Source organism: Pseudomonas sp. Pseusp15 (assembly GCF_059492165.1).
Window position 1 is genome coordinate 1,954,264 of record NZ_CP168523.1, and the last position, 22,604, is coordinate 1,976,867.

Sequence of the window (22,604 nt, forward strand, 5' to 3'; positions counted from 1 at the left end):
CTGCGTTCGGCTGCGAAGCAGTCGGTAAATAAGACAATGCGGTGCATCAGATACACCACGGCGGCCGGACTCACGACTGCTTCGCAGCCGAACGCAGCCTCGCAGGCTCGACAGCTGCTACAGATCGCATTACGGCGTAAGTGAACAGAATTACGTTACTAGCGCGTTACCAGGTGCCAGAGATCGAGCCCGGCAGGCTGAGCTTGCCGCTATCGACAAAACGCATGGTGCCGAACGCCCCTCCGGCCAGTTTGCCGTGCAGTACGTAAGGCAGATTGTCCAGTGTCTGCGTCTGACTCAGTCCGAGGGTCTGACGCAGCACCGAGAAGGCCGAAACGCTCACCGGCACCACGATCACTGCTTCGGAGAATCGTGGGATTGAGCCCGACTGATTGCTGACGCCGGAAGCTAGCGGCTGGCCATTAACCTCCAGGTCCAGCGCCACGCCGTTATAGGCGATCGCGGTTTCATTGGGGTTTTGCACGCGCAGTTTTACCGCGAAGCGTACTTCCAGCTCCTGGCTTTGCAGCGGCTCGATACCGACCACGTTGATGTGCAGCGGGTCGCGACTGGGGAACAGGGCGCAGGCGCTCAGGGAGAGCAATAGAAGGGATAGGGACAGGGCCAGCAATCTGCGCATGAACATATTCTCGTAAAGAAAAAGGCGAACCGCTCAAAGCTCGGCCTTCGAGCATTACGGACGGTTCAACTGTGCGACAGCCACAGGTGACGCGGGTTCACCCTTGGCCGCAACATCCGGGTTCTGCATCACCTGAAGCACCGAGGCTTCCGGGTCGAACTCGTCTTCTTCCAGCTCGATGAACTCTTCGGGCAGGAAGATATTCAGCACGATAGCGCACAACGCACCGACAGTGATCGGCGATTCGAAGATGTTGTGCAGCGCCTTCGGCAGCTCGCGCAAGACTACAAGCCCCCTCGCCACAGGGGTGATCATTCAACGGCAGAGCTTCAAGCAAACGCCGCAAGCAGATCCTCTTCAAAGGCCTTTTGCGCATCCCCCGGCACCTGTGCGCGATGGCGCGCCAGGTGGAACGCCACCTCGAAACTCATATCACCCTGGCGCACGGCACGGAGCAATCCTTTGTCTTCCCAGCTTTGGGCGAAGTGATCGGGCAAATACCCCACGTGCTTGCCGGACAGAATGAAGGCGAGGGTGCCTTCGACCTGCTCGGATCGCGCTGAACAGAGCTTCCCCTGAAACGGCTCATCGCTGCGCAGGAAACGATAGGGGTGATCGACCCGGTCGCAGGCCTGGAGCGCTTGATCGTCAGGTGCGTCATCGGTGAACAGCGGATGCCCGGAGGCGCAGTACAGGTGCTGGGTTTCGGTGAACAGTTCACGGTAGTCAAAAGCACGCTGCGCCTGTGAGAAATAGCCGATCGCCAGGTCCAGCCGTTGTTGCAGCAACAACCGCTCCATTTCGCCGGGCATCGCGCTGATCAACTCGATGCGCACCGATTCGTCACGTTCGCGAAAGCGTCGGATCGCCTCGGCCACCCGTTCCAGCACGGACTGATCAAGCGCTTCGGACAAACCCAGGCGCACTTCGCCGATCAAACGTCCGGCCACGCCGTTGGATTGATGGCGGAACGCTTCAATGGATTGGAACAAGGCACGGGTGGCAACGAGCAACTGTTCACCCTTGGGCGTGATCTTGAACCCGCCCTTGCCGCGACTGCACAGGCGATAACCGAGCCGGGTTTCGAGCTTGGCCATCTGCTGGCTGATGCTCGACTGGCTCAGCCCCAGGTCACCCTGGGCCGCGCTGAAGCCTCCGTATTCCACCACGCTGACAAACAGGCGCAGCAGGTGCAGGTCCAGATCATGCAGTTGGCCGAGCATCAAACATTACTCCGCAATAAAGTCAGGATAACTAACTTGGTATTTTTTCAATGTAACCGACGACGCATCCTGCAACCACTTCCTCTAGTCAGGTGTTCGTCATGGCTCCGCTCTTCAAGCTGTGTTTACCCGCGCTGTTCCTCGCCATGGCCGTGCCGGCCCAGGCTGAGGAAAAAGTCCTCAATCTCTACAGTTGGGCCGATTACGTGGCGCCCGAGACCTTGCAGCGCTTCGAAAAGGAAACCGGCATCCACGTGCGCTACGACACGTTCGATACGCCGGAAGTGCTGGAAACCAAACTGCTCACCGGCGGCAGCGGTTACGACGTGGTGGTGCCGTCGTCCAGCGTCCTGGCGCGCGGCCTGGCGGCGGGAGCGCTGAAGGAAATTCCTCACGATGGCCTCAAGGGGTACGCCAACCTCGACCCGGACATGCTGGGAAAACTGGCGGCGGTCGATCCCGGTAATCGCTATGGCGTGCCTTACACCTGGGGCACGCTCGGGCTTGGGATGAATGTTGAAGCGGTAAAACAACGCTTGCCCAACGTACCGCTCAACAGCCTGGACCTGCTGTTCAAGCCCGAATACGCCAGCAAACTGAAAGACTGCGGCATCGCGATTCTGGATTCGCCGCAAGAGGTGATTGGCTTGGCGCTGCATTATTTGGGTAAAGATCCCTACAGCACCGACAAGGCTGATCTGACAGCCGCCGACGCCCTGTTGCGTCAGCTACAGCCGTCGGTGCTCTACGTCGCCACCGGGCGGCAGATCAACGATCTGGCCAATGGCAGCGTTTGCCTGGCACTGACCTACAACGGCGACGCGAGCATGGCCGCCGATCAGGCGCGCAAGGCCAATAAACCGTTCGAGGTGGCTTACCGCATTCCACGTGAAGGCACACTGGTGTGGCAGGACAACCTGGCAATTCCCAAGGACGCGCCGCACCCCGAAGCCGCCCGAGCCTTCGTCGAGTTCATGTTGCGCCCCGAATCCGTCGCGGCACTGACCAATACGCTGTTCTTCGCCACGGCCAATGAGGCGGCGACGCCACTGGTGGATGAGGCGGTGCGCAGCAATCCCGACATCTACCCGCAGGCCGTGGTGCGTGAGCGGCTGTATGCCGACCGCAGCATGAGCCTCAAAGACATGCGTCAGCGCACCCGCCTGTGGACCACTTTCCGTAGCCACCAATAAGCCAACAATAAGGAACACACCCATGGACGTCCCTGCACAGAACGATCAGGCCATGACCCGCGACAGTCTTTACGGGACTGCCGCCGAAAGTACCTACGCCGGTATCACCAGTTTCATGCGCCGGCGCTACAGCCGCGACTTGCGTGGCGTCGACGTGGTGGTCAGCGGCGTGCCGTTCGACACCGCCACCAGCAACCGTTCCGGGGCGCGTTTCGGACCACGCGGCATTCGGGCGGCGTCCACCGGGATCGCCTGGGAACGCCATTGGCCGTGGACGTTCGACCCGTTCGATCACTTGGCGGTGATCGACTACGGCGATTGCGCCTTCGATTACGGCGCGCCGCATTCGGTGCCGGAAAGCATTGAAGCCCACGCCGGGCACATCCTGGATAACGGTTGCGCGATGCTGACCTTCGGCGGCGATCACTTCATCAGTTATCCGCTGCTCAAGGCCCATGCCCGCCAGCACGGCCCGTTGTCATTGATTCACTTCGATGCCCATAGCGACACCTGGCCGGATGAAGAGGGCAAGCGCGTCGATCACGGCACGATGTTCTGGCATGCGGCCAGGGAAGGGCTGGTGGATCCGTCGCGCTCAGTGCAAATCGGTTTGCGCACCACCAATGACGATCATCAGGGCTTTCAGGTGCTGGATGCGCGGCAGGTTCATCGGCAAGGTTGCGAGGCGATTGTCGAGGCGATTCGTGCGCGGGTCGGTGATCACCCGGTGTATTTGACCTTCGACATCGACTGCCTCGACCCAGCCTTCGCGCCCGGCACCGGGACGCCGGTGTGCGGCGGCTTGAGCACGGTGCAGGCGCTGGAGATTCTCGGCGGCTTGCGCGGGATCAACCTGGTGGGGATGGACGTGGTGGAAGTGGCGCCGGCCTACGACCACGCCGACATTACCTCACTGGCTGCGGCGACCCTGGCCATGGAAATGCTGTGTTTGTATGCGGCCAGGCATAAGGTCGATCGGTAACAAGCCAAAATGTGGGAGCGGGCTTGTGTCTGGCGTTTCGCTACTGCCACTTTCTGACAGCAGCCTCTGCTAAGCTCCGGCGACTTCCAGAAAGGAGCCTGCTGGCCGTGTCGCGAACCACTCGTTTACTGACCTTGTTACAAGTGCTACGCGGCAAAAGTCGTCCGGTGACTGCCGCGACATTGGCCAGCGAGCTGGAGATTTCCGAACGCACGCTGTACCGCGATATCGCTGAACTCACCGCACTCGGCGCGCCGATTTTTGGCGAGGCGGGGATCGGCTATGTGTTGCGCAGCGGTCTGTTTCTGCCGCCCTTGATGCTCAATGCCGATGAGACCGAAGCCATCGTGCTCGGTTTGCGCTACGTGGATCAGCGGGGTGATGAGGTGTTGAGCAAAGCGGCGGCCGATGCCCTGGCAAAAATCGCCGCGGTGCTCGACCCGACGGCCCAGGACGCCTTGCGCAACCCGACGGTGTTGCCGGGGCCGCCGGGTTGTGGCTATCCGCAAAACGCCGTGCCGTTGAATGTGTTTCGCCAAGCCATCCGCGATCAAGCCAAGTTGCATATCGATTACGCAGACGCCAACCAGGTGCCCAGCCAACGTTTGATCTGGCCACTGGCCCTGGGGTTTCTCAATGAGGTGCGGATCATCGTCGCTTGGTGTGAGTTGCGCAGTGCCTATCGCACGTTCCGCACCGACCGGATCTCGGCCGCCAGTGAACAGGGTGAGCGCTATCCGGGGCGGCGCAGCGACCTGTTGCGCACCTGGCGCAAGCAGATGCAACTGGACGAAGCAGGGCGTTTCACTCCTGACAAGAACTGACACTGGCTTGTTTTAGCATGGCTCCAGAAACAACTCACAAGGAGCCGTAAACATGTCCAATCCAGCCTCTTCACTGGCCCCCGCCATTGCCGCCTACATTGCTGCCGCCAATGCTCGCGACACCTCGAGGGTCGCCAGTTTTTTCGCTGAGGATGCCAACGTGTTCGATGAGGGGCAGCATCAGGTCGGCACGCAAGCCATCGCCCAATGGATGCAAGACACTGCGCAACGTTATCAGCCGCGGGTCGAGGTGCTCGACGTTCAACTGCGCACAGGCAAAGTGCTGGTGCACAACCTGATCTCCGGCACCTTTCCCGGCAGCCCGCTGGAACTGCGCTATATGTTCCGCCTCAATGAACAGGGCAAGATCGCCCGGCTGGACATCTCGCTGTAACCACCGGCCTATGTAGCAGCTGTCGAGCACCGCGACGCAGCTGCTACGGCCCGGGCTTGGCGAGCCGCTATAGAGACGTATACTGCCGCGCATGAATGTCGACTCTCCCTTAACCGCCTGGCAACACGCCATCGAACAGAAGGGCTTCGTCCAGGACGAAGCCCAGGAACATGCCGTGTGGGCGCTGCAAAAATGCCACGAAGCCTTGCAGGAAGGCCGCGCGCCCATCACCGGCGTGTACCTCTGGGGCCCGGTCGGGCGGGGCAAGACCTGGTTGATGGATCAGTTCTATCAAAACCTGCGCGTCACGGCCCGGCGGCAGCACTTTCACCACTTTATGGGTTGGGTGCATCAGCGCTCCTTCCAGTTGACCGGTACCGCCGACCCGCTGAAGGCCCTGGCCCGCGAGCTGAGCCAGGAAGTGCGGGTGCTGTGTTTCGATGAACTGTTCGTCAACGACATCGGTGACGCGATCATTCTCGGGCGTTTGTTTCAGGTGATGTTCGAGCAGGGCGTAGTGGTGGTCTGCACCTCCAACCAACCGCCGGATCAGCTGTACGCCGATGGCTTCAACCGCGACCGCTTTGTGCCGGCGATTAGCGCGATCAAGCAACACATGCAGGTGATTGCGGTGGACGGTGGAGAAGATCATCGTCTGCACCCCGGCGCCGGCCTGCAGCGTTACTGGGTGAACGTTCCGGGTCAGCCCGGTGCCCTTGGCGATGTGTTCAAGGCCCTGACCATCGGCCAGACGCTGTCCAGCGATCCGGTGCAGATCGGCTACCGTTCGGTCAATGTCATGCAGGCCAGTCGAACCGTGCTCTGGTGCCGTTACGCCGAGGTTTGCGAGCAGCCTTTTGCCGCCATGGACTTCATGGCCCTGTGCGACACCTTCAGCGCTATTCTGTTGAGTGACGTGCCCAATCTCAGCGCGCAAAAACGCGAAGGGCGCATCGCTCGCGGCACTGAAGACGGTGTCGAGCGGGTGGCGGCGGGAGATCGCGAGTTGCCGCAATTGTCGGTGCATGACGACGGTGTGCGGCGGTTCATTGCCCTGGTGGACGAATGCTACGACCGCAAGGTGCCGCTGTACCTCGAAGCGCAGGTACCGATGGAAGCGTTGTACACCGAGGGCTATCTGGAATTCCCGTTTCGCCGCACCCTCAGCCGTTTGCAGGAGATGCAGCTAAAACGTTTTGCCGAGGCTTGATGTCCGGGAGAAGGTGCAACGGGGCGAGAGGATCCGGTTGTCGGCACCCCGGCGCTCGCGATAAGGTCGCAGGACCTTTCAGTGCGCAAGAAGCGAACTGGGGCAACTTCATGTGTGATCGAGGGTGGAAATGGAATCCGCAGAAATTCTTGTGCTTCAGGCCAGTTACAGCAACCCGACACATGCCGAGGCGATTTGTCTTGTATTGAACCATTACGCCGAAGACCCGATGGGTGGCGGTAAGTCGTTGCCCACCCATGTGTTGCAACAACTGCCGGGGGAGCTGGCCAAGCGGCCCCATGCCTTCAGTGTATTGGCGTTTGTCGGTGGCGAGCCGGCAGGGCTGGTCAATTGCTTCGAAGGCTTTTCGACCTTTGCCTGTCGGCCGTTGGTCAACGTGCACGATGTGGTCGTGGTGTCGAAGTTTCGCGGGTTGGGACTGAGCCAGAAAATGCTGCACAAAGTCGAGGACATCGCACGTCAGCGCGGCTGCTGCAAGATCACCCTGGAAGTGCTGGAAGGCAATCCAGTGGCCCAGGCGTCTTATGGCAAATTCGGTTTTTCACCCGGCATGTTCGACCCGGCGCACGGCCGGATGCTGTTCTGGACCAAAGCGCTTTAGTCCTCCGAGCCATAAAAAAGGGCGTCGATCAGGACGCCCTTAAGTCATTTGTCGGCCCCTCAAAACTACTGCTGAACGACCGCCGGGGTGACAGGCGCGACCTTTGGTTTTATCAGGCTGAAGTCGATCAACGGCCGCTGCTCACGCTCGTAAGGGTTGCCGATCATCAATGGCCGAGGCTTGAAGCTGTCGCTGACCAGGCTTTTGCTGCGGTCCAGTTCATCGAAACTCAGTCCGGCCAGATCCGCCCAGGTGTGAATCAGCTGGGAGCTGCTGTACGGTCGACCCAGATCAGCGGCAAAACTCCAGTCATGGGTTTCGCGCCATTTCGGCGAGGCCCAGGCCATGAATGGAATGGTGTACATCGGTGCGGTCGGCTTGTTCTCGTTGCGGCCCAGGGTGTTGTGGCCAGCCGAGTCGAACACGTCTTCGCCGTGGTCGGAGAGGTACAGCAGGAAGCCGTTCGGATCAGTCTTGGCGTAGTCCTTGATCAGGCTCGAGACCACGAAGTCGTTGTACAGCACCGCGTTGTCATAGCTGTTGTACGTCGGCACTTGATCATCACGCACGCCGTCCGGCACGCCTTTGCGGTCGGTGAACTTGTTGAACGTCGGCGGGTAACGGTACTGGTAGCTCATGTGCGTGCCGAGCAAATGCACGACGATCAGCTTGCGTGGCGCCGCATCGGCCAGCGCCTTGTTGAACGGCTCGATCACATCGCCATCGTACTGGGCGGCGTTCTGGTTGCGGTTGTTGTTCAGGTACGCCTGCTCGTCGGCCTGTTCGGAGAAGGTTGTGAGCATGGTGTTGCGCTTGGTCATGGTCTGCTGGTTGGTGATCCAGAAGGTTTTGTAACCCGCCTGTTTCATCATGCTGACCAATGACGGCGTCGTCAGGTAGAGGTCCGGGTTTTCTTCGTCGGCGAACGTCAGCACCTGCTGCAGCGCTTCGATGGTGTAGGGGCGTGGGGTAATGACGTTATTGAAAACCGCCAGTTGGTCCTTGAGCTTATCCAGTTCCGGGGTGGTTTCCCGCGGGTAGCCGTACAGGCTCATGCGCTGACGGTTGGTGGACTCGCCGATCACCAGCACCAAGGTCGCCGGCTGATTGGCCATCGAGTCGGTGAAGTTCTTCAGCGGCGGGATCTTGCTGGCGCTGTCGAGCATGCCTTGCATGCTGCCCAGGGTACCGAGGTAACGGTGATAGGCCACGGCCATCTGCCATGGCACCGCGGGCTCGATGCGGGTTTCGAATTTCTCGAAGCCTTCCGCCAGGCTGCCGGTGTGCGCGGTCTGCTTGATCAGCGGGTAACCGATCACAGCCAGCACAATCGCCGTCGCTGCAATCAGCGCCTGGACGCGTGGCAGGTACACCGGACGCACGCGGGTCCAAAGGAAGTACGCGAATGCAGTGTGGGCGAGGAACGCCAGCACCATCCACCAGGCAAAATACTGCGTCAGGTATTCGCCGGCTTCAGACACGTTCGATTCGAACATGATGAAGATGACGCTCTGGGAAAATTCCTGCTGATAGATGAAGAAATAACCCAGGCTGGCCATTGAACAGGCCCACAGCACCACACCGATCAGCGCGGACATCACACGGGTTTGTCTGGGGAACAACAGCATCGGCGCGAGCCAAATGGCGCTCATCACAAAAGCCTGGCGGAACCCGCTAAAACCGGAGGTGCCCGTCAGTTGAATCAGTAGTTGGGTGATACCGGAGAAATACCAGAAGAACAGAAATAACCAGAGTAATCCTGCCCAATCAAAACCATTCGCAGACGTTTTTCTGCGTTTAAGCAAAGCCATTCAACACTCCAGCCTGATGATCGGCCGTCGGCACTCTCCTTGTCGCAGACGAACGGATGCCGCTCGCAAAGCAAGCAGCCACAAAGGGCCGGAGTATCGCCAAGCAAGTGTGAAAACTTTGTGAGTTGTCGCAGCGGACAGGATTGCAGCGAGTCAGAAACAGCGCTGGGCCGCTTCCGACTCAAGCGAGGAGATCAGGCGTGAGGAGCACGTTGGGTGACGGGCAAGGGCTGAGCCTGATTGCCTTGGGTCAGCAGGCGCAATTGCGCAACTTCCCGCTTCAACTGATCGCGCTCCTCTTTCAACTGGCGCAGTTCATCGCGACGGATCGTGACGTAAAGGGTTTGTGCTGGCAGTGCTGTGTGTACGGTGCCCATTGCTCACCTCGCAAATGGCGGTATCAACTGTAAGTCGACTCCCGAAATCGGGTGCTCACTTACTATCGGCGCCAATTTTGATTTCTTTTGCCCCTGAAGGGAACTTTTTTATTTTTCATGGTCGTTGTGTCTTCGACACGATTCCCGACGTTATCAGTCTGGATCGGGCACAATGCCCGGAAACTTCATCCCACCGCTCTGGACTAACCTTCACTAGTCGCGTTGGGCTATAACCTTAGACACACTTTATTTGTAGTAGGGAGCATCAGTACATGCAACTCGGGATTATTGGACTGGGCCGCATGGGCGGTAATATTGCGCGACGCCTGATGCTCAATGGGCACACCACCGTTGTTTACGACCGCAATACCGCTTTCGTCGACACCCTGGCCGAAGAGGGCGCCACCGGCGTCGCCGACTTGCCAGCCCTGGTCGCTGGCCTGGCCAAACCGCGCGCGGTGTGGGTCATGCTGCCCGCCGGCGCACCGACCGAAGACACCATCGACACCCTGAGCACCCTGCTTGAAGCGGGCGATACCATCATTGATGGCGGCAACACCTTCTATAAGGACGATATCCGTCGGGCCAAAACCCTGTCGGAAAAAGGTCTGCATTACATCGACGTCGGCACCTCCGGCGGCGTCTGGGGCCTGGAACGTGGCTACTGCATGATGATCGGCGGCGATGCCGAGACGGTTAAGCGTCTTGACCCGTTGTTCGAGTCCCTGGCCCCGGGTATGGGCGACATTCCGCGCACCAAGGATCGCAAGTCCGATGACGATCGCGCCGAGCGCGGTTACATCCACGCAGGCCCCGCCGGCGCCGGCCACTTCGTCAAGATGATCCATAACGGCATCGAATACGGAATGATGCAGGCCTTCGCCGAAGGCTTCGACATCCTCAAGACCAAAGCCAGCACCAACCTGCCGGAAGATCAGCGTTTCGACCTGAACGTGGCCGACATCGCCGAAGTCTGGCGTCGTGGCAGCGTGGTCTCGTCCTGGCTGCTTGACCTGACCGCCGATGCGCTGGCGTCCGATCCGAAACTCGACGGCTACTCGGGTGAAGTGGCGGACAGCGGTGAAGGGCGCTGGACCATCGAAGCCGCCATGGAACAAGCGGTGCCGGTACCGGTGCTGTCGAACTCGCTGTTCTCTCGCTACCGTTCGCGCGGGCAAGGCAACTTTGGCGACAAGATTCTCTCGGCCCAGCGCTTCGGCTTCGGCGGCCATGTGGAGACTGCGAAAAAATGACCCACGTGATCCGCAGGAAATCCAAGGCAGAACCCGCACCGCCCACCACGCTGTTTTTGTTCGGTGCCCATGGTGATCTGGTCAAGCGCCTGCTGATGCCGGCGCTGTACAACCTGAGTCGCGATGGTTTGCTGGGGAATGGACTGCGGATCGTCGGCGTTGATCACAACGCCATCAGTGACGAAGCCTTTGCCAAAAAACTCGAAGATTTCATTCGGGCGGAAGTGGCAGCCAAGGTCGGCAAGGGCGATCACGCCCTTGATCCGGCGTTGTGGGCCAAATTGGCCAAACACATCAGCTACGTCCAGGGCGATTTCCTGGATGAGCGCACTTATGACGCGCTGGCGGCAAAAATCGACGCCAGCGGCACCGGCAACGCCGTTTTCTACCTGGCCACCGCACCGCGCTTTTTCAGTGAAGTGGTGCGGCGTCTCGGGGCTGCCGGATTGTTGCAAGAAGCCCCCGAAGCGTTCAGAAGGGTGGTAATCGAAAAGCCTTTCGGCTCGGATCTGTACACCGCCGAAGCCTTGAACGCGTGCTTGCTCAAAGTGATGACGGAAAAGCAGATCTACCGGATCGATCACTATCTGGGCAAGGAAACCGTGCAGAACATTCTGGTCAGCCGGTTCTCCAACAGCCTGTTCGAAGCCTTCTGGAACAACCATTACATCGATCACGTACAAATCACCGCCGCTGAAACCGTCGGCGTGGAAACCCGTGGCAGTTTTTATGAGGTCACCGGCGCCCTGCGGGACATGGTGCCTAATCACCTGTTCCAATTATTGGCGATGGTCGCCATGGAACCACCGGCGGCGTTTGGCGCCGATGCGGTACGTGGCGAGAAGGCCAAAGTCATCGGCGCGATTCGCCCCTGGTCGATCGAGGAAGCGCGAGCCAACTCAGTGCGCGGCCAATACACTGCCGGCGAGATCGATGGCAATCGGTTGCCCGGTTATCGTCAGGAAACCAACGTCGCGCCCGACAGCACCACTGAAACCTATGTCGCGCTCAAAGTGATGATCGACAACTGGCGCTGGGTCGGTGTGCCGTTCTACCTGCGTACCGGCAAGCGCATGAGCGTGCGCGACACCGAGATCGTCATTTGCTTCAAGCCGGCGCCGTATGCGCAGTTCCGTGACACCGAGGTCGAAGAATTGCAGCCGACCTACCTGCGGATCCAGATCCAGCCCAACGAAGGCATGTGGTTCGACCTGCTGGCCAAACGGCCGGGACCGGCGTTGAACATGGCCAATATCGAGCTGGGCTTTGCCTACAAGGATTTCTTTGAAATGCAGCCTTCCACCGGCTACGAAACCTTGATCTACGATTGCCTCACCGGCGATCAGACGCTGTTCCAGCGTGCCGACAACATCGAGAACGGCTGGCGCGTCGTGCAGCCGTTCCTCGACGCCTGGCAGCAGGATGCAACCGTGGAGAGCTATGCGGCCGGCGAAGACGGACCCAAGACCGCTGACGAACTGCTGACCCGCGACGGTCGCGTCTGGCACAGCCTCGGATGAGGGACGTCACGCAACAACCCATCCGTTTTCTGCTCAGCGACATGGACGGCACGTTGTTGTTGCCCGATCACAGCCTCAGCCAGCGCACCATCGAGGCCGTCCGCGCCTTGCGTGACGCCGGTGTGCTGTTCAGCCTGGCCACCGGGCGTCCACCCAAAGCCATGTTGCAGCAGATCGAAGCCCTGGGCGTTGATCTGCCGACGGCGGCGTTCAATGGCGGCACGATCGTCAACCCGGACGGCAGTTTGCTGGTGGCGCATTATCTGCCGGCAACGGCGGCGCTGACAGCGCTGGCGCTGTTTGCCGATCAGCCGGACATTGAAGTCTGGGTGTTCAGCGGTGGTGACTGGCTGTTGAAGGACTCGAACGGCCCGATGGTCCCGCGAGAGCAACATGGCCTGGGTTATCCGCCGGTGGTGGTCGAGAGTTTCGAGCCTTGCCTGGCACGCATCGACAAGATCGTCGCTGCCAGCAGCAACACCGAACTGTTGATCGAGCTGGAGGCGCGGTTGCTGCCCAAGGTCGAAGGGCAGGCGCAGGTGTCGCGTTCGCAACCGGTCTATCTGGATGTGACGGCGGTGCAGGCCAACAAGGGCGCGGCACTGGCGACGCTGGCCGAGTTTCTCGGGGTGTCGCTGGAACAGACCGCCGCCATGGGCGACGGCGGCAATGACCCGGCGATGTTTCATCGTGCCGGGCTGTCGATTGCGATGGGGCAGGCGGAAGAGGCGGTGAAGCGTCAGGCCGACGTGGTGACCGGGGCCAATACCGAAGACGGCGCGGCCCAGGCGATCGAGCGATACATCCTGAGTTCAGTCTGAACCGCGTTATCGTTCTTCGCGGGCAAGCCTCGCTCCTACAGGTTTTACACATTCCGTAGGAGCGAGGCTTGCCCGCGAAGGCGTCAGACCTGCCACCTCAAAGCCAATAGCTTACGGCGTACCAGCCAAGAACTCCCATCACCACGGTGTATGGCAGCGCCATCCACACCATCCGCCCGTAAGACAGACGAATCAGCGGTGCAATCGCCGAGGTCAGAAGGAACAGGAACGCCGCCTGACCATTAGGCGTCGCCACGCTCGGCAGGTTGGTCCCGGTATTGATCGCAATCGCCAGGGTTTCAAAGTGCTCGCGGCTCATGTGGCCGGAGATGAATGCCTGTTTTACTTCGGTGATGTAAATGGTCGCCACGAACACGTTGTCGCTGATGGCCGACAGCAAGCCGTTGGCAATAAACAGCATGCCCGGCTGTTGGTCCGCCGGCAGCGTCAATACCCACTGGATCAGCGGCGCGAACAGCTGCTGATCGTGAATCACCGCCACCACGGCGAAAAATACCACCAGCAGCGAGGTGAACGGCATGGCGTCCTTGAAGGCGGTGCCGAGGCGGTGTTCGTCAGTGATACCGGTAAACGCGGTGATCAGCACGATCACCATCAAGCCGATCAGGCCGACTTCGGCGATGTGAAACGCCAGCCCGGCAATCAGAATCAGTGCCGCCGCCCCTTGAACCAGCAGCGCAGCGCGCTGACGCGAAGTACGCTCGGCGTTGTCTTCAGCGGCGTAGTTGGCCAGCACCGCACGCACGTTGTCCGGCAGCAGCGTGCCATAACCGAACCAGCGCAGTTTCTCCAGCAGTACGCAGGTCACCAGGCCCGCTGTCAGCACCGGCAACGACACCGGGGCGATCTTCAGAAAGAACTCGGCAAAGTGCCAGCCCATCTCATGGCCGATCAGCAGGTTTTGCGGCTCGCCAACCAGCGTGCAAACACCACCCAACGCTGTGCCGACCGCGCCGTGCATCAGCAGGCTGCGCAGGAAGGCGCGGAATTGTTCGAGGTCGGCATGGTGCAATGTCGGTAACTGCCGGTCATCGCCGAACTCACTGTCCTGACGCGGATCGTTGCCCGAGGCGACGCGGTGATACACCGAGTAAAACCCCACGGCCGCGCTGATGATGACCGCGGTCACGGTCAATGCATCGAGAAACGCCGAGAGAAACGCTGACAGGAAACAGAACATCAACGCCAGCAGCGCCTTGGAGCGAACTCCCAGTAGCAGGCGCGAGAACAGAAACAGCAGCAGGTCTTTCATGAAGTAGATGCCCGCCACCATGAACATCAGCAGCAGGATCACCGGGAAGTTGTGCACCAGTTCGTCATAGAGCGCCTGGGGCGTGGTCATTTTCAGCAGCAGAGCTTCGATCAGCAGCAACCCGCCGGGCATCAGCGGGTAACACTTGAGCGCCATGGCCAGGGTGAAGATGAACTCCAGCACCAACAACCAGCCGGCCGCCACCGGACCGATGGTCCACAACACCAGGGCGTTGAGAATCAGGAATCCGATAATGCTGGCTTTGTACCAGCGGGGTGAATGCCCAAGAAAATTGTGTGCGAAGGCCTGGGCCATTGAGCCGGACATCGGCTACTCCTTGTATTAAGAAGCGCGCAACTTGCCGTAAGCGGAAGGGAAGATCAAGTGCAGGAAACTAGGGTTGATAGCGGGCGATGACGGCGCGGTAGTTGCCATCCAGTGAATAGCCGCCGACGACGATGCAACCATCGGCCTGCACGGCCAATGCAGTGGCGGTGTCCGGGCCTCGACTCAGGCGTGTGCGGATCCAGCCCATGCCATTGGCGAAGCTGCGATCCAGCGCCCCATTGGGTAAGTACCGGGCGAGAATGAAATCGCCTTCGAGCCCGCCGCCCGTCGCTCCGACCGTCAGTACACAGTCGTCCGGTTGTATCTGGGCGGCGGTCCACTGGCAGCCGCTGTGGCTGATTTCCAACAGTTGTGGCTGGCCGCTATTGCAATGCATGTCAGGTCGGCCATTGCTGTGAACGTTCAGGGCGAGGCAGTGCATCGGGTCGCGACTGCTGCCAAAACAATGCAAATCACCATTTTCGTGCTGGACGATCTGGCAGATCTGGGCACTCTGACCCCAGGCCTTGAAGGTCATGAAGCCATCCACGGCGAAGCCGTCATCCAGCTGGCCATCGGTGTGATAACGCGCCAGCAAACCTTCCTCGGGGAAATTGATCGATCCGCCCACCAGGATTCGGCCGTCATGTTGCACCATCAGACTGTTCAGCCAGGTGTTCATCAATAAGTGCCGGACCATGACAAAGCCACGACCGTTGAAGGTGCTGTCCAGCGAGCCGTCGGCATTGAGCCGAATCAGCATGCCGACGTGATCGGCCAATTCAAAGTGATGATTGGCCAGCAGCAGGATTCGACCATCGTCCTGCACGCAGATATCACAGGCCTCGGTACCCGGCACGCCGGGTGGTAACCAAGCGTCGCGAGCGCCTTCGGAAAGCTTCCCCGGCAGGCGCACCACGCAGCGGCCGTGCTCACCAAAACCCTGTATCGGGCAGCCTCGTTGATCAAACATCGCCACGGCGGGCAACGTACGATGAGCATTTTCGTAGTGCAGGCCGGCCACCAGAATGTTCCCGTCGGCCAGCACCCGCACCGTGCCCGCCATGGCCTCGTAGCCGTGGGCGAATTGCCCGATGACGCTGCCTTGTTTGCCGAAGGCCAGATCCGCCGAACCATCCTCACGCAGGCGGGCCAGGCCAAAGCGGCTGCCACCTGGCGTGCCGACCTTGGCTGCCGCCAGTATTCGGCCGGTGTGGTCAATCGCCACGCCATTGATCCTGCTGGAAGTACTGCCGGCGAAATACACTTGAGTCTTGCCGCTGCCAGCGAAATGGCTATCGAGTTGCCCGGCGTCTTTCACCGCTGCCGGTATGGCAAAAGCAGTCTGGAGTGGCATGCACGGATCTCCTTGCCAGTCGTCCTTGTCCGGGTGCCCGGAGGTTGACTGCATGAGGAGAACATTCAATCCCTGAATGCGATGATGCGCAACTGCCATTACGCTCGGGAGGAGCGGCGTTTTGTGCCAGAACAGTGTCTTCTCGAACCACTGACAAGCCTGCCAAGTAATCTGGCGGCTAGAAGTTGGAAAACGAAAATGGCGTTATGCAGCTGACCGTAGAAACCGTCAACTAAGGAGAAGAAGGGACGCGGATTACCGGGCGGTAATCCGCGAAAAAGATTAATGCGGCATGGACCACGATTGCAGTGTGTAACCTTCCTCGCTCAGCTCGGCGCGGGCTTGTTCCAGCAAGTGTGCAAGTTGCTGTGGATCGGAATAGGCACTGCTGGGGATTTGTTTGCTGCTGATGCGAGTGTTAGTGCGATCAATGATGGCCAGGCTGAGCTCACCATTACCGTCTTGTGGGGCCCAGGCCACGCATTGAAAGGGTTGGAATGCGCGGTCGGCAATCAAAAGAGCTTCGTTGATACGGAGCGGGGCGTTCATGGGGTCTTCTCTCTGTGTGCCCAATCAAGTGATGTGCCGTCGGTTGGGCTTACCGTTCGGCTGGTTACTTGTACTGATGTCCGCAACCGGGGGTTGGGTCACACACAATCAAAAGAAATTTCAACTTTCTTTGATTCGCCGGCGATTCAGGCAGTTGCTGAAAGCTGAATGAAAGGTTCAATTCGTTAGGCAACTCATTAAGTGATTTTTTATAACTAATAAGCCGACGTCCCTATAAGCAATCGATACAAGCCCGCGTCAATATTTTGCTAGTGTTACACCGAAGCCCGCCAAATGACTGTTTTTAATAATATTTCCTAAAATTTGGCGCCAAGGAACAGTCATGATCGAAGCGCCTGCTTTACGACGTCTTTTAGTAGTGGATCCTTGCGACGACTGCCACCGTTTGCTGCCGGGTTTACGCGCTGTGGGTTGGGATGTCGACAGCTGTACCCTGGAAAACGCCGCGGAGCGAACCTGCGACGTCGGCCTGTTGCGCTTGCAGCCGTTTCATCTGGAACGTCCGGAAGCCGTCAAGGAACTGATCACCCGTAGCGGTACCGAGTGGATCGCCGTGCTCGATCAGGATGTCCTGCGAATGCAGAATGTCGGGGATTTCGTCTGCGAATGGTTTTTTGACTTCCATACCTTGCCGTTCGATGTTTCAAGGGTTCAGGTCACTCTGGGCCGAGCGTTCGGCATGGCGCGCCTGCGCGGGCAGGGCACGGTTCATATCGATCAGCCTGAACACGAACTGCTCGGCGACAGCAAACCGATTCGCGAGCTGCGCAAATTGCTGAGCAAACTGGCGCCCACCGAATCGCCGGTGCTGATCCGCGGCGAAAGCGGCACCGGTAAGGAATTGGTCGCCCGTACCCTGCATCAACAATCCCAGCGTCACAGCAAGCCATTCGTGGCGATCAACTGTGGCGCGATTCCCGAACATTTGATCCAGTCCGAATTGTTTGGTCACGAGAAGGGGGCCTTTACCGGCGCCCATCAGCGCAAGGTCGGGCGGATAGAAGCGGCCAACGGCGGCACCCTGTTTCTCGATGAAATAGGCGATTTGCCACTGGAGCTGCAAGCCAATCTGCTGCGCTTCCTGCAGGAAAAACACATCGAGCGGGTTGGCGGCCATCAACCTATTCCGGTGGATGTGCGGGTATTGGCGGCGACGCACGTCGACCTTGAAGAGGCCATCGAGAACAAACGCTTTCGCGAAGATTTGTACTACCGTTTGAACGTCCTGCAAGTAGTCACCGTGCCGCTGCGTGAGCGCCATGGTGATCTATTGATGCTGGCCAACCACTTTTCCCATTTCTACAGCAGTGAAACCGGCCGTCGTCCGCGCAGCTTCAGCGAGGATGCGTTGGTCGCCATGGGCAAGCACGACTGGCCGGGCAATGTCCGCGAGCTGGCCAATCGGGTACGTCGTGGGCTGGTATTGGCCGAAGGACGACAGATCGAGGCGCGAGACCTGGGGCTGCTCAGTCAACACGCCTTCGCCACGCCGATGGGCACCCTTGAAGACTACAAGACCCGCGCCGAACGCCAGGCGCTGTGCGATGTGTTGAACCGGCACAGCGACAACCTGAGTGTTGCCGCCCGAGTCCTGGGCGTGTCACGGCCGACTTTTTACCGATTGCTGCACAAGCACCAGATCCGCTAGGGCGGTGCAACAAAAAAGGCCCGCTACGACAACTATCGTAGTGGGCCTTTTCTATTGCGGGGTGCGGTTTAGAAGTAGTACGGGAATTTCAGGCTGAAGGAAAAGTCCGGCGCATCGTCGGTCATACCGATGGACAAGTTGGGAACGATCGTCAGGTTGTCGGAGGCCGCGATGGTCATGCCGACGTTGAAGTAACCGGCGTTGGCGTCACTGGACACCACAGACTCCCAATCCCCGCCATCCTGCTTGAGCTTGCTTTTGCGTTGCACCAGGTCAGACACCGAGAACGACATACTCATTTTTTCGTTCAGCGCGAACGCGATGCCCGCGCCAATCTGGAAGCTGTCGCCGATCCGCACCTTGCCCGGGACTTTCTGATTGACGGTGGCACTGATGTCGTCGAAGGAACCTTCGAAGTTGTGGGTGTAGGACAGGCTACCGAACAGAACCGCTGGATCGTAGGTCTTGACCAGCGAGATACCGGGGCTGATCGACCAGACGCCGTTGCCGGTTGGCAGGGTGTCAGGCACGAACAGGTTGGTATTGGCGTCGCTCTGGCGCAGTTTGATGCCGAACGGGTCCTTGCCGGTCGGCGCCTTGACCCGGAAGGTGAACACGGCATCCGGGGTGTTGACCGATTCGTCCATGAATTTGTAGGCGATCCCGAAGTTGACATCGCCGAGCGTCGGATCCCGGGTGACGGTTTCTTCGCTGGTCACCCCCGCGGCACCGTTGTTGGCGCCACCGGACTGATACGTCGATTCGCGGTACACCACTGGTACGTTCAGGTCGAATTGCCAGCGATTGTCGAAGTTGTAGCGCCCGGTAAGGTCCAGCGTCCAGGTGTCGGCCTTGATCCGGTCCAGGTTGATGTTGCCCAGAAAGATCGAGTCCAGTGCGAGGAAGCCGTTGAGGATCAGCTGGCGGGTGTCGTAACGCGAATAGGTCAGCCCGGTTTCGAGGCTGAACTTGCCGCCGCCGAAGAATCCGCTGGCCTCGTCATACAGGTTGGAAACACTCTGTGCCGGTTGAGAGTCATCGGCCAGTGATTGTCCATAGGAACTGCCGCTGCCTGCGGCGCCTCCTGAAGCCGCGGCCGCTCCCGTCCTTGTGGCCACTTGCGGATTGCCTTTCATGTCGGCTGGCGACTTGGCCAGGCGTTTAGGCGGTGCCGCCGCCGGTTGATCCTCCACTTGGCGGACTCGTTGTTCGAGTACTGCCAAGGCCTTTTGTTGTACTTCGTATCGTTGCTTGAGCTCCATGAGTTGTTGCTTCAAAGCTTCCACGTCCGCATCGGACGCTGCTTGCAGCAGCGCCGACGGGAACAAAGTACTCAGACAAACGATCGCGCGCAGTGGTACTGACCGATACATGATAAGCCGTCCCCCATGAAGCCCGATGATCGAACATCAGCGTAGTTCAATATCCCAGGCTGCGTAGTGCCTTGAGTTGATTCAGATTGCAGTTGACTGCTCCGGCATTTCGGCCGTTGTTGTTAAGCACTACATTAAGTTGCGTCAGGTTATTGACCCTGTTGCTGTTGCCCAGAAGCCGGGTGTTCTGCACCAGCCCCCCCTGAGCCGCCTGTTGCATGGCTGTGCCTTGGTTGTTGTTGGCCTGGATGGCCATTTGCACGCCACCACCGGTGTTCGACACCGCGACGCTACCGGCGGCATTGCTGTCGGTAATGGTTTGCCCGCTTGTCAGCACCTGCCCTTGGACGGGACTCGGCGCCGGCGCCTGGTTGGCCTCTTTGACGTTGATGGCGACATTGTTGTAGGCGGTATTGCCGTCACCAGCGGCGCGAACAGTTTGGGTGACTCCCTGGGTAGTGGTCAGTCCTGCGCCACCGATCACATTTCCGGTGCCCGATGGCGGCGTACTGCCATTACCAGTTTCTTTAATGGTCGACACGTAAAGTTGCGGCTTTACGGTAGAGGCCTGGATCTGCATGGCAGTCGCCACCCCGATCAGGTCTCCGCTGGCATTGCGCCAGGTGCTGCTCATGATGATGCCAAAGCTGATGATCCGCCCTGGCATGACATAACGACCGCGTAGCTCGGCGAGCTCATGGTCCTTGAGTTCGATGGGTTTGAATCCTGCATTGGCATAGCCCGATGCGCTTGCTGCAAGGCAAGCGGCGGCCAGCCAGTATGAGGTTTTCATCTGCTGCTCCCGGGGCATCCGGCCCTCTCTATCATCAGTGGGCGATTAGAAGAAGTCGCTCTGAATGAAGCCAAAGTCCATCAGTTCGGCATCTTTGACCGGGTTGAATGTGTCCAGCTTGTTCTTGGCCGTCAGCGGTTCCGGAGGGCTACGCAGTGCATTGGTTTTGTCGTACCCGGGACCCACGATAGCGAAGACGATGCCGTTCCAGCCTTTGACAAAGTCATCATGGGAATAGCGTTTGTGCCCAAGCACCGGGTCGCCGATATAGACCCAGTTCTTGTCCGCCCGCTGCATCACCACGAAATGCTTGTAGCCGCGAATTTCCATCAGCACCACCACCGGAATGGTCACCGCTTCGAGTTTTTCGGGCGGTATCCGGTAGCCACGCGCGCGCATGCCGATTGCTTCGATGTAGCGCTTCATGTCCAGCATGGAGAAACCTTGAGTACGGACAAGGTTCTGATCAGCATTGATCAGCATGCCTTTGATGATGTGTTCCTCATCGACATCGAGCCAGTAAGCCTGGCGTAGCACCGTGGCCAGTGCGGCAGCGCCGCAGCTGAAGTCGGTTTTTTGTTCGACGATGTCGCTGAACTTGCGCTCACGCACGCTTTGCACCTGCTTGTAAACCAGCATGCCGCCCGGTAAGGCGGCCACCGGCATCTGCGCCGCCTGAGTCAGGCCGCACAGGCACAGCAGGGCGAAAAAGGCTGTCGTACGCATGATCGATACGCCCTCGAGGAGCCATGGAAAGAAAGCCCCGTTGCCGGGGCTTTCATTTCGATCGCGATTACATGCAGGCTCTGCAGCCGGCAGCAATGGACAGAGAGTTGCTTTGTTGGTTGCCCACACCCGCCGACACGTTGGCACCGCCGTTGCCGGAGAAGCTGTTCATCGAGTTGGTCATGGAGGCGTTGTTCACAACCGGGTTTTTCCAGCCGTCTGGAGTCAGCACTTGATGGGTGGTGACGCCAGCCAGATCGAAGGTGCCCACGGCGCTGAATTTGAACTTGTCATCGCCTCTGTGACCCCAGCCACTGTCGTCGATCGTCCCGGTGCCTTTGGCCTTGAAGGTGCCCGAGGACGTGGTGGTATCGGTGAGGGTGGTGGTGACGTGGGTCCGGTCAGCCTTGTTGTCGACATCCAGGCCGGTGGTGGATTGGTAAGCGTCAGCCGAGGCTGTTGCTACCCGGCCGCCAGACACGGCAATCGCCAGGTTGTTTTTCTGTTGGTTGAAGTTGCCGGCAGTCACGTTGATGCCAATGTTGCCGGAACCGTTGTTGCCAGCATTGTTGAGCGTGGCGTTATTTTGAGTAGAGCGGTTTTTGACGTAGTTATTGGTGTTGTACTGATACGCGGTGGAGGTTGCCTCGGCAGAACCGAAGATGAAACTTTCATCAGCGGTAGCCAGCGCGGCGGCGTTGTCTTGTTGGTTGCCATCGCCACCCGCGACGTTGGCGCCCATGTTGCCGTTGGAACCGTTGAGCGAATTGTCAGCCTCGGCGGTGTTGTTGGTGCCTTGGTTGAGTACCGAGTTGCCGCTGCTGTCCTGTGTATCCCCTACATAGGCGCTGGCGGCTGAGTCGATTGACAGTTGCTGTTCCCAGGTGGGGCCTTTGGGGCCGTGATGATGGTGGCCGTGACCATTGTCGTTATCGTTGGCTTGTGCAGCCATCGCCATGACGGCTGCCAGGGCGAACACGAGAGGCTTGAGAGCCATTGTGGGTTTCATGGTGATTCTCCGTGCTTATTAGTTGGTTAAGTGTTGGTTACTTTCTAATCGCACTGCGTTCGGGTCAGTCAGCGACCCGTATGCTCAGGGTGTTAGCCATTCGGTTCCCCACCCCGGCACTCTGGTTCACCTGAATCACTCCTCGGCTGCCGGTGAAGGCCTGGTCGCTTGTCACGACCTGGCGACTGCCTTTTGAAGCGTCAGTTGCCCCTGAGCTTGGTAACAACGCCACGTTCTGTTGAGAAAGGGCGCTATCGTCGACGCTTTGCGGCGCAGCACTGATGCTGATGCGCATTGCGTTGGCCATCTGGTTGTTGGCCCCGGCGCCCTGGTTGACACCCAGTGCACCGTTGCCTTGACTGAAAGAGTTGCCGCCGATGGTGGCCGTCGCGTTCATCGACGGGTTGGCGGGCGTGTCGAGTTTCTGGATGACGCGGGTGGTCGCCGAGGCATCAGTGGTGCCGATGGCGATGGCGCGGGTATTGGCCTGTTGCTGTTGATCGCCGGAGGCCTGGTTGACGTTGAAGTTGCCGTTGTACCGGGCGCCGGAATCCAGGATGTTGGCGGTGTTGACCACCGGAACGCTGGAGTCGGCCATGGCGCCTGGGCTCACACTGGCACCGATGACCAGGGCGAGAAGGATCAGGGAGCGGCTCAT

22 protein-coding genes and 1 pseudogene are annotated in these 22,604 nt (G+C 59.4%); 10 read left to right on the top strand and 13 right to left on the bottom strand.

All coding sequences use genetic code 11. The annotated features are described in order from the left end of the window. Nucleotides 1–166 precede the first annotated feature (166 nt). The 3 genes and pseudogenes from ACEN8R_RS08820 to ACEN8R_RS08830 all read right to left on the bottom strand — a co-directional run bounded on the left by ACEN8R_RS08820 (nucleotide 167) and on the right by ACEN8R_RS08830 (nucleotide 1,863). Nucleotides 167–640: an LEA/WHy family protein gene (locus tag ACEN8R_RS08820; RefSeq protein ID WP_018926097.1), complete on the bottom strand. Its 474-nt coding sequence runs from the start codon at nucleotides 638–640 to the stop codon at nucleotides 167–169. Nucleotides 641–694: 54 nt separating this feature from the next. Beyond that, a pseudogene (locus ACEN8R_RS08825) lies at nucleotides 695–925 on the bottom strand (xanthine permease XanP); the annotation flags it as partial. 44 nt (nucleotides 926–969) lie between these two features. Further along, nucleotides 970–1,863, bottom strand: coding sequence for a LysR family transcriptional regulator (locus tag ACEN8R_RS08830; RefSeq protein WP_018926095.1), 894 nt, complete (start codon nucleotides 1,861–1,863; stop codon nucleotides 970–972). Between the two features lie 101 nt (nucleotides 1,864–1,964). Here ACEN8R_RS08830 and ACEN8R_RS08835 point away from each other — a divergent pair, with 101 nt between their 5' ends. The 6 genes from ACEN8R_RS08835 (at nucleotide 1,965) to ACEN8R_RS08860 (ending at nucleotide 7,088) form a co-directional block, all read left to right on the top strand. After that, entirely contained in the window at nucleotides 1,965–3,056 is a 1,092-nt protein-coding gene (locus ACEN8R_RS08835; protein WP_018926094.1) for a polyamine ABC transporter substrate-binding protein, read from the top strand. A gap of 22 nt (nucleotides 3,057–3,078) precedes the next feature. Then, on the top strand, nucleotides 3,079–4,038 hold the full coding sequence (gene speB, locus ACEN8R_RS08840; protein ID WP_018926093.1) for an agmatinase: 960 nt from the start codon (nucleotides 3,079–3,081) through the stop codon (nucleotides 4,036–4,038). 107 nt (nucleotides 4,039–4,145) lie between these two features. After that, on the top strand, nucleotides 4,146–4,862 hold the full coding sequence (locus tag ACEN8R_RS08845) for a helix-turn-helix transcriptional regulator (RefSeq protein WP_018926092.1): 717 nt from the start codon (nucleotides 4,146–4,148) through the stop codon (nucleotides 4,860–4,862). A gap of 52 nt (nucleotides 4,863–4,914) precedes the next feature. After that, entirely contained in the window at nucleotides 4,915–5,256 is a 342-nt protein-coding gene (locus ACEN8R_RS08850; RefSeq protein WP_007897370.1) for a nuclear transport factor 2 family protein, read from the top strand. 91 nt (nucleotides 5,257–5,347) lie between these two features. Further along, nucleotides 5,348–6,466, top strand: a complete 1,119-nt coding sequence (gene zapE / locus ACEN8R_RS08855) for a cell division protein ZapE (RefSeq protein ID WP_018926091.1) — start codon at nucleotides 5,348–5,350, stop codon at nucleotides 6,464–6,466. A gap of 130 nt (nucleotides 6,467–6,596) precedes the next feature. Next, entirely contained in the window at nucleotides 6,597–7,088 is a 492-nt protein-coding gene (locus ACEN8R_RS08860) for a GNAT family N-acetyltransferase (RefSeq protein WP_018926090.1), read from the top strand. A 65-nt stretch (nucleotides 7,089–7,153) separates the two neighbouring features. On the opposite strand, the gene ACEN8R_RS08865 is transcribed toward ACEN8R_RS08860, so the two are convergent. Beyond that, nucleotides 7,154–8,899 carry a phosphoethanolamine transferase CptA gene (locus ACEN8R_RS08865; protein WP_018926089.1) on the bottom strand — a complete coding sequence of 582 codons (1,746 nt, stop codon included), beginning with the start codon at nucleotides 8,897–8,899 and terminating at the stop codon, nucleotides 7,154–7,156. A gap of 194 nt (nucleotides 8,900–9,093) precedes the next feature. Then, the gene (locus ACEN8R_RS08870; RefSeq protein WP_018926088.1) at nucleotides 9,094–9,276 is read right to left on the bottom strand and encodes a DUF6026 family protein; all 183 of its coding nucleotides are present in this window, start codon (nucleotides 9,274–9,276) and stop codon (nucleotides 9,094–9,096) included. Between the two features lie 272 nt (nucleotides 9,277–9,548). On the opposite strand from ACEN8R_RS08870, the gene gnd reads away from it, so the two are divergent. Genes gnd through ACEN8R_RS08885 form a run of 3 tightly spaced genes read left to right on the top strand, consistent with a single transcriptional unit; the run spans nucleotide 9,549 to nucleotide 12,870 of the window. Continuing rightward, nucleotides 9,549–10,529, top strand: a complete 981-nt coding sequence (gene gnd, locus ACEN8R_RS08875) for a phosphogluconate dehydrogenase (NAD(+)-dependent, decarboxylating) (RefSeq protein ID WP_018926087.1) — start codon at nucleotides 9,549–9,551, stop codon at nucleotides 10,527–10,529. Continuing rightward, nucleotides 10,526–12,049, top strand: coding sequence for a glucose-6-phosphate dehydrogenase (zwf, locus tag ACEN8R_RS08880; RefSeq protein ID WP_018926086.1), 1,524 nt, complete (start codon nucleotides 10,526–10,528; stop codon nucleotides 12,047–12,049). The genes gnd and zwf overlap by 4 nt, the downstream gene beginning before the upstream one ends. Next, the gene (locus ACEN8R_RS08885) at nucleotides 12,046–12,870 is read left to right on the top strand and encodes a Cof-type HAD-IIB family hydrolase (protein ID WP_018926085.1); all 825 of its coding nucleotides are present in this window, start codon (nucleotides 12,046–12,048) and stop codon (nucleotides 12,868–12,870) included. Before zwf ends, ACEN8R_RS08885 begins: the two co-directional genes overlap by 4 nt. Before the next feature lie 97 nt (nucleotides 12,871–12,967). On the opposite strand, the gene nhaB is transcribed toward ACEN8R_RS08885, so the two are convergent. The 3 genes from nhaB to ACEN8R_RS08900 form a co-directional block, all read right to left on the bottom strand. Continuing rightward, entirely contained in the window at nucleotides 12,968–14,470 is a 1,503-nt protein-coding gene (nhaB, locus tag ACEN8R_RS08890) for a sodium/proton antiporter NhaB (RefSeq protein WP_018926084.1), read from the bottom strand. A gap of 67 nt (nucleotides 14,471–14,537) precedes the next feature. Beyond that, entirely contained in the window at nucleotides 14,538–15,827 is a 1,290-nt protein-coding gene (locus ACEN8R_RS08895; RefSeq protein ID WP_018926083.1) for an NHL repeat-containing protein, read from the bottom strand. 282 nt (nucleotides 15,828–16,109) lie between these two features. Continuing rightward, the gene (locus tag ACEN8R_RS08900; RefSeq protein WP_018926082.1) at nucleotides 16,110–16,376 is read right to left on the bottom strand and encodes a hypothetical protein; all 267 of its coding nucleotides are present in this window, start codon (nucleotides 16,374–16,376) and stop codon (nucleotides 16,110–16,112) included. 343 nt (nucleotides 16,377–16,719) lie between these two features. Between ACEN8R_RS08900 and ACEN8R_RS08905 the strand changes: the two genes are divergently transcribed. Next, a complete protein-coding gene (locus ACEN8R_RS08905) occupies nucleotides 16,720–18,045 on the top strand; it encodes a sigma-54 dependent transcriptional regulator (RefSeq protein WP_007937802.1) in 1,326 nt (441 codons plus the stop codon). 68 nt (nucleotides 18,046–18,113) lie between these two features. Here ACEN8R_RS08905 and fapF read toward each other — a convergent pair whose 3' ends face one another. From fapF to fapB, 5 genes are all read right to left on the bottom strand, one after another. Continuing rightward, nucleotides 18,114–19,418: a fibril amyloid transporter FapF gene (fapF, locus tag ACEN8R_RS08910; protein ID WP_258612096.1), complete on the bottom strand. Its 1,305-nt coding sequence runs from the start codon at nucleotides 19,416–19,418 to the stop codon at nucleotides 18,114–18,116. A 46-nt stretch (nucleotides 19,419–19,464) separates the two neighbouring features. Further along, nucleotides 19,465–20,211: a fibril amyloid subunit FapE gene (gene fapE / locus ACEN8R_RS08915; RefSeq protein ID WP_018926080.1), complete on the bottom strand. Its 747-nt coding sequence runs from the start codon at nucleotides 20,209–20,211 to the stop codon at nucleotides 19,465–19,467. 45 nt (nucleotides 20,212–20,256) lie between these two features. Continuing rightward, the gene (gene fapD / locus ACEN8R_RS08920) at nucleotides 20,257–20,937 is read right to left on the bottom strand and encodes a fibril amyloid maturation endopeptidase FapD (protein WP_018926079.1); all 681 of its coding nucleotides are present in this window, start codon (nucleotides 20,935–20,937) and stop codon (nucleotides 20,257–20,259) included. Between the two features lie 67 nt (nucleotides 20,938–21,004). Beyond that, nucleotides 21,005–21,946, bottom strand: a complete 942-nt coding sequence (gene fapC / locus ACEN8R_RS08925; RefSeq protein WP_026286416.1) for an amyloid-like fimbrin subunit FapC — start codon at nucleotides 21,944–21,946, stop codon at nucleotides 21,005–21,007. A 64-nt stretch (nucleotides 21,947–22,010) separates the two neighbouring features. Next, the gene (gene fapB, locus ACEN8R_RS08930; protein ID WP_018926077.1) at nucleotides 22,011–22,604 is read right to left on the bottom strand and encodes a fibril amyloid subunit FapB; all 594 of its coding nucleotides are present in this window, start codon (nucleotides 22,602–22,604) and stop codon (nucleotides 22,011–22,013) included.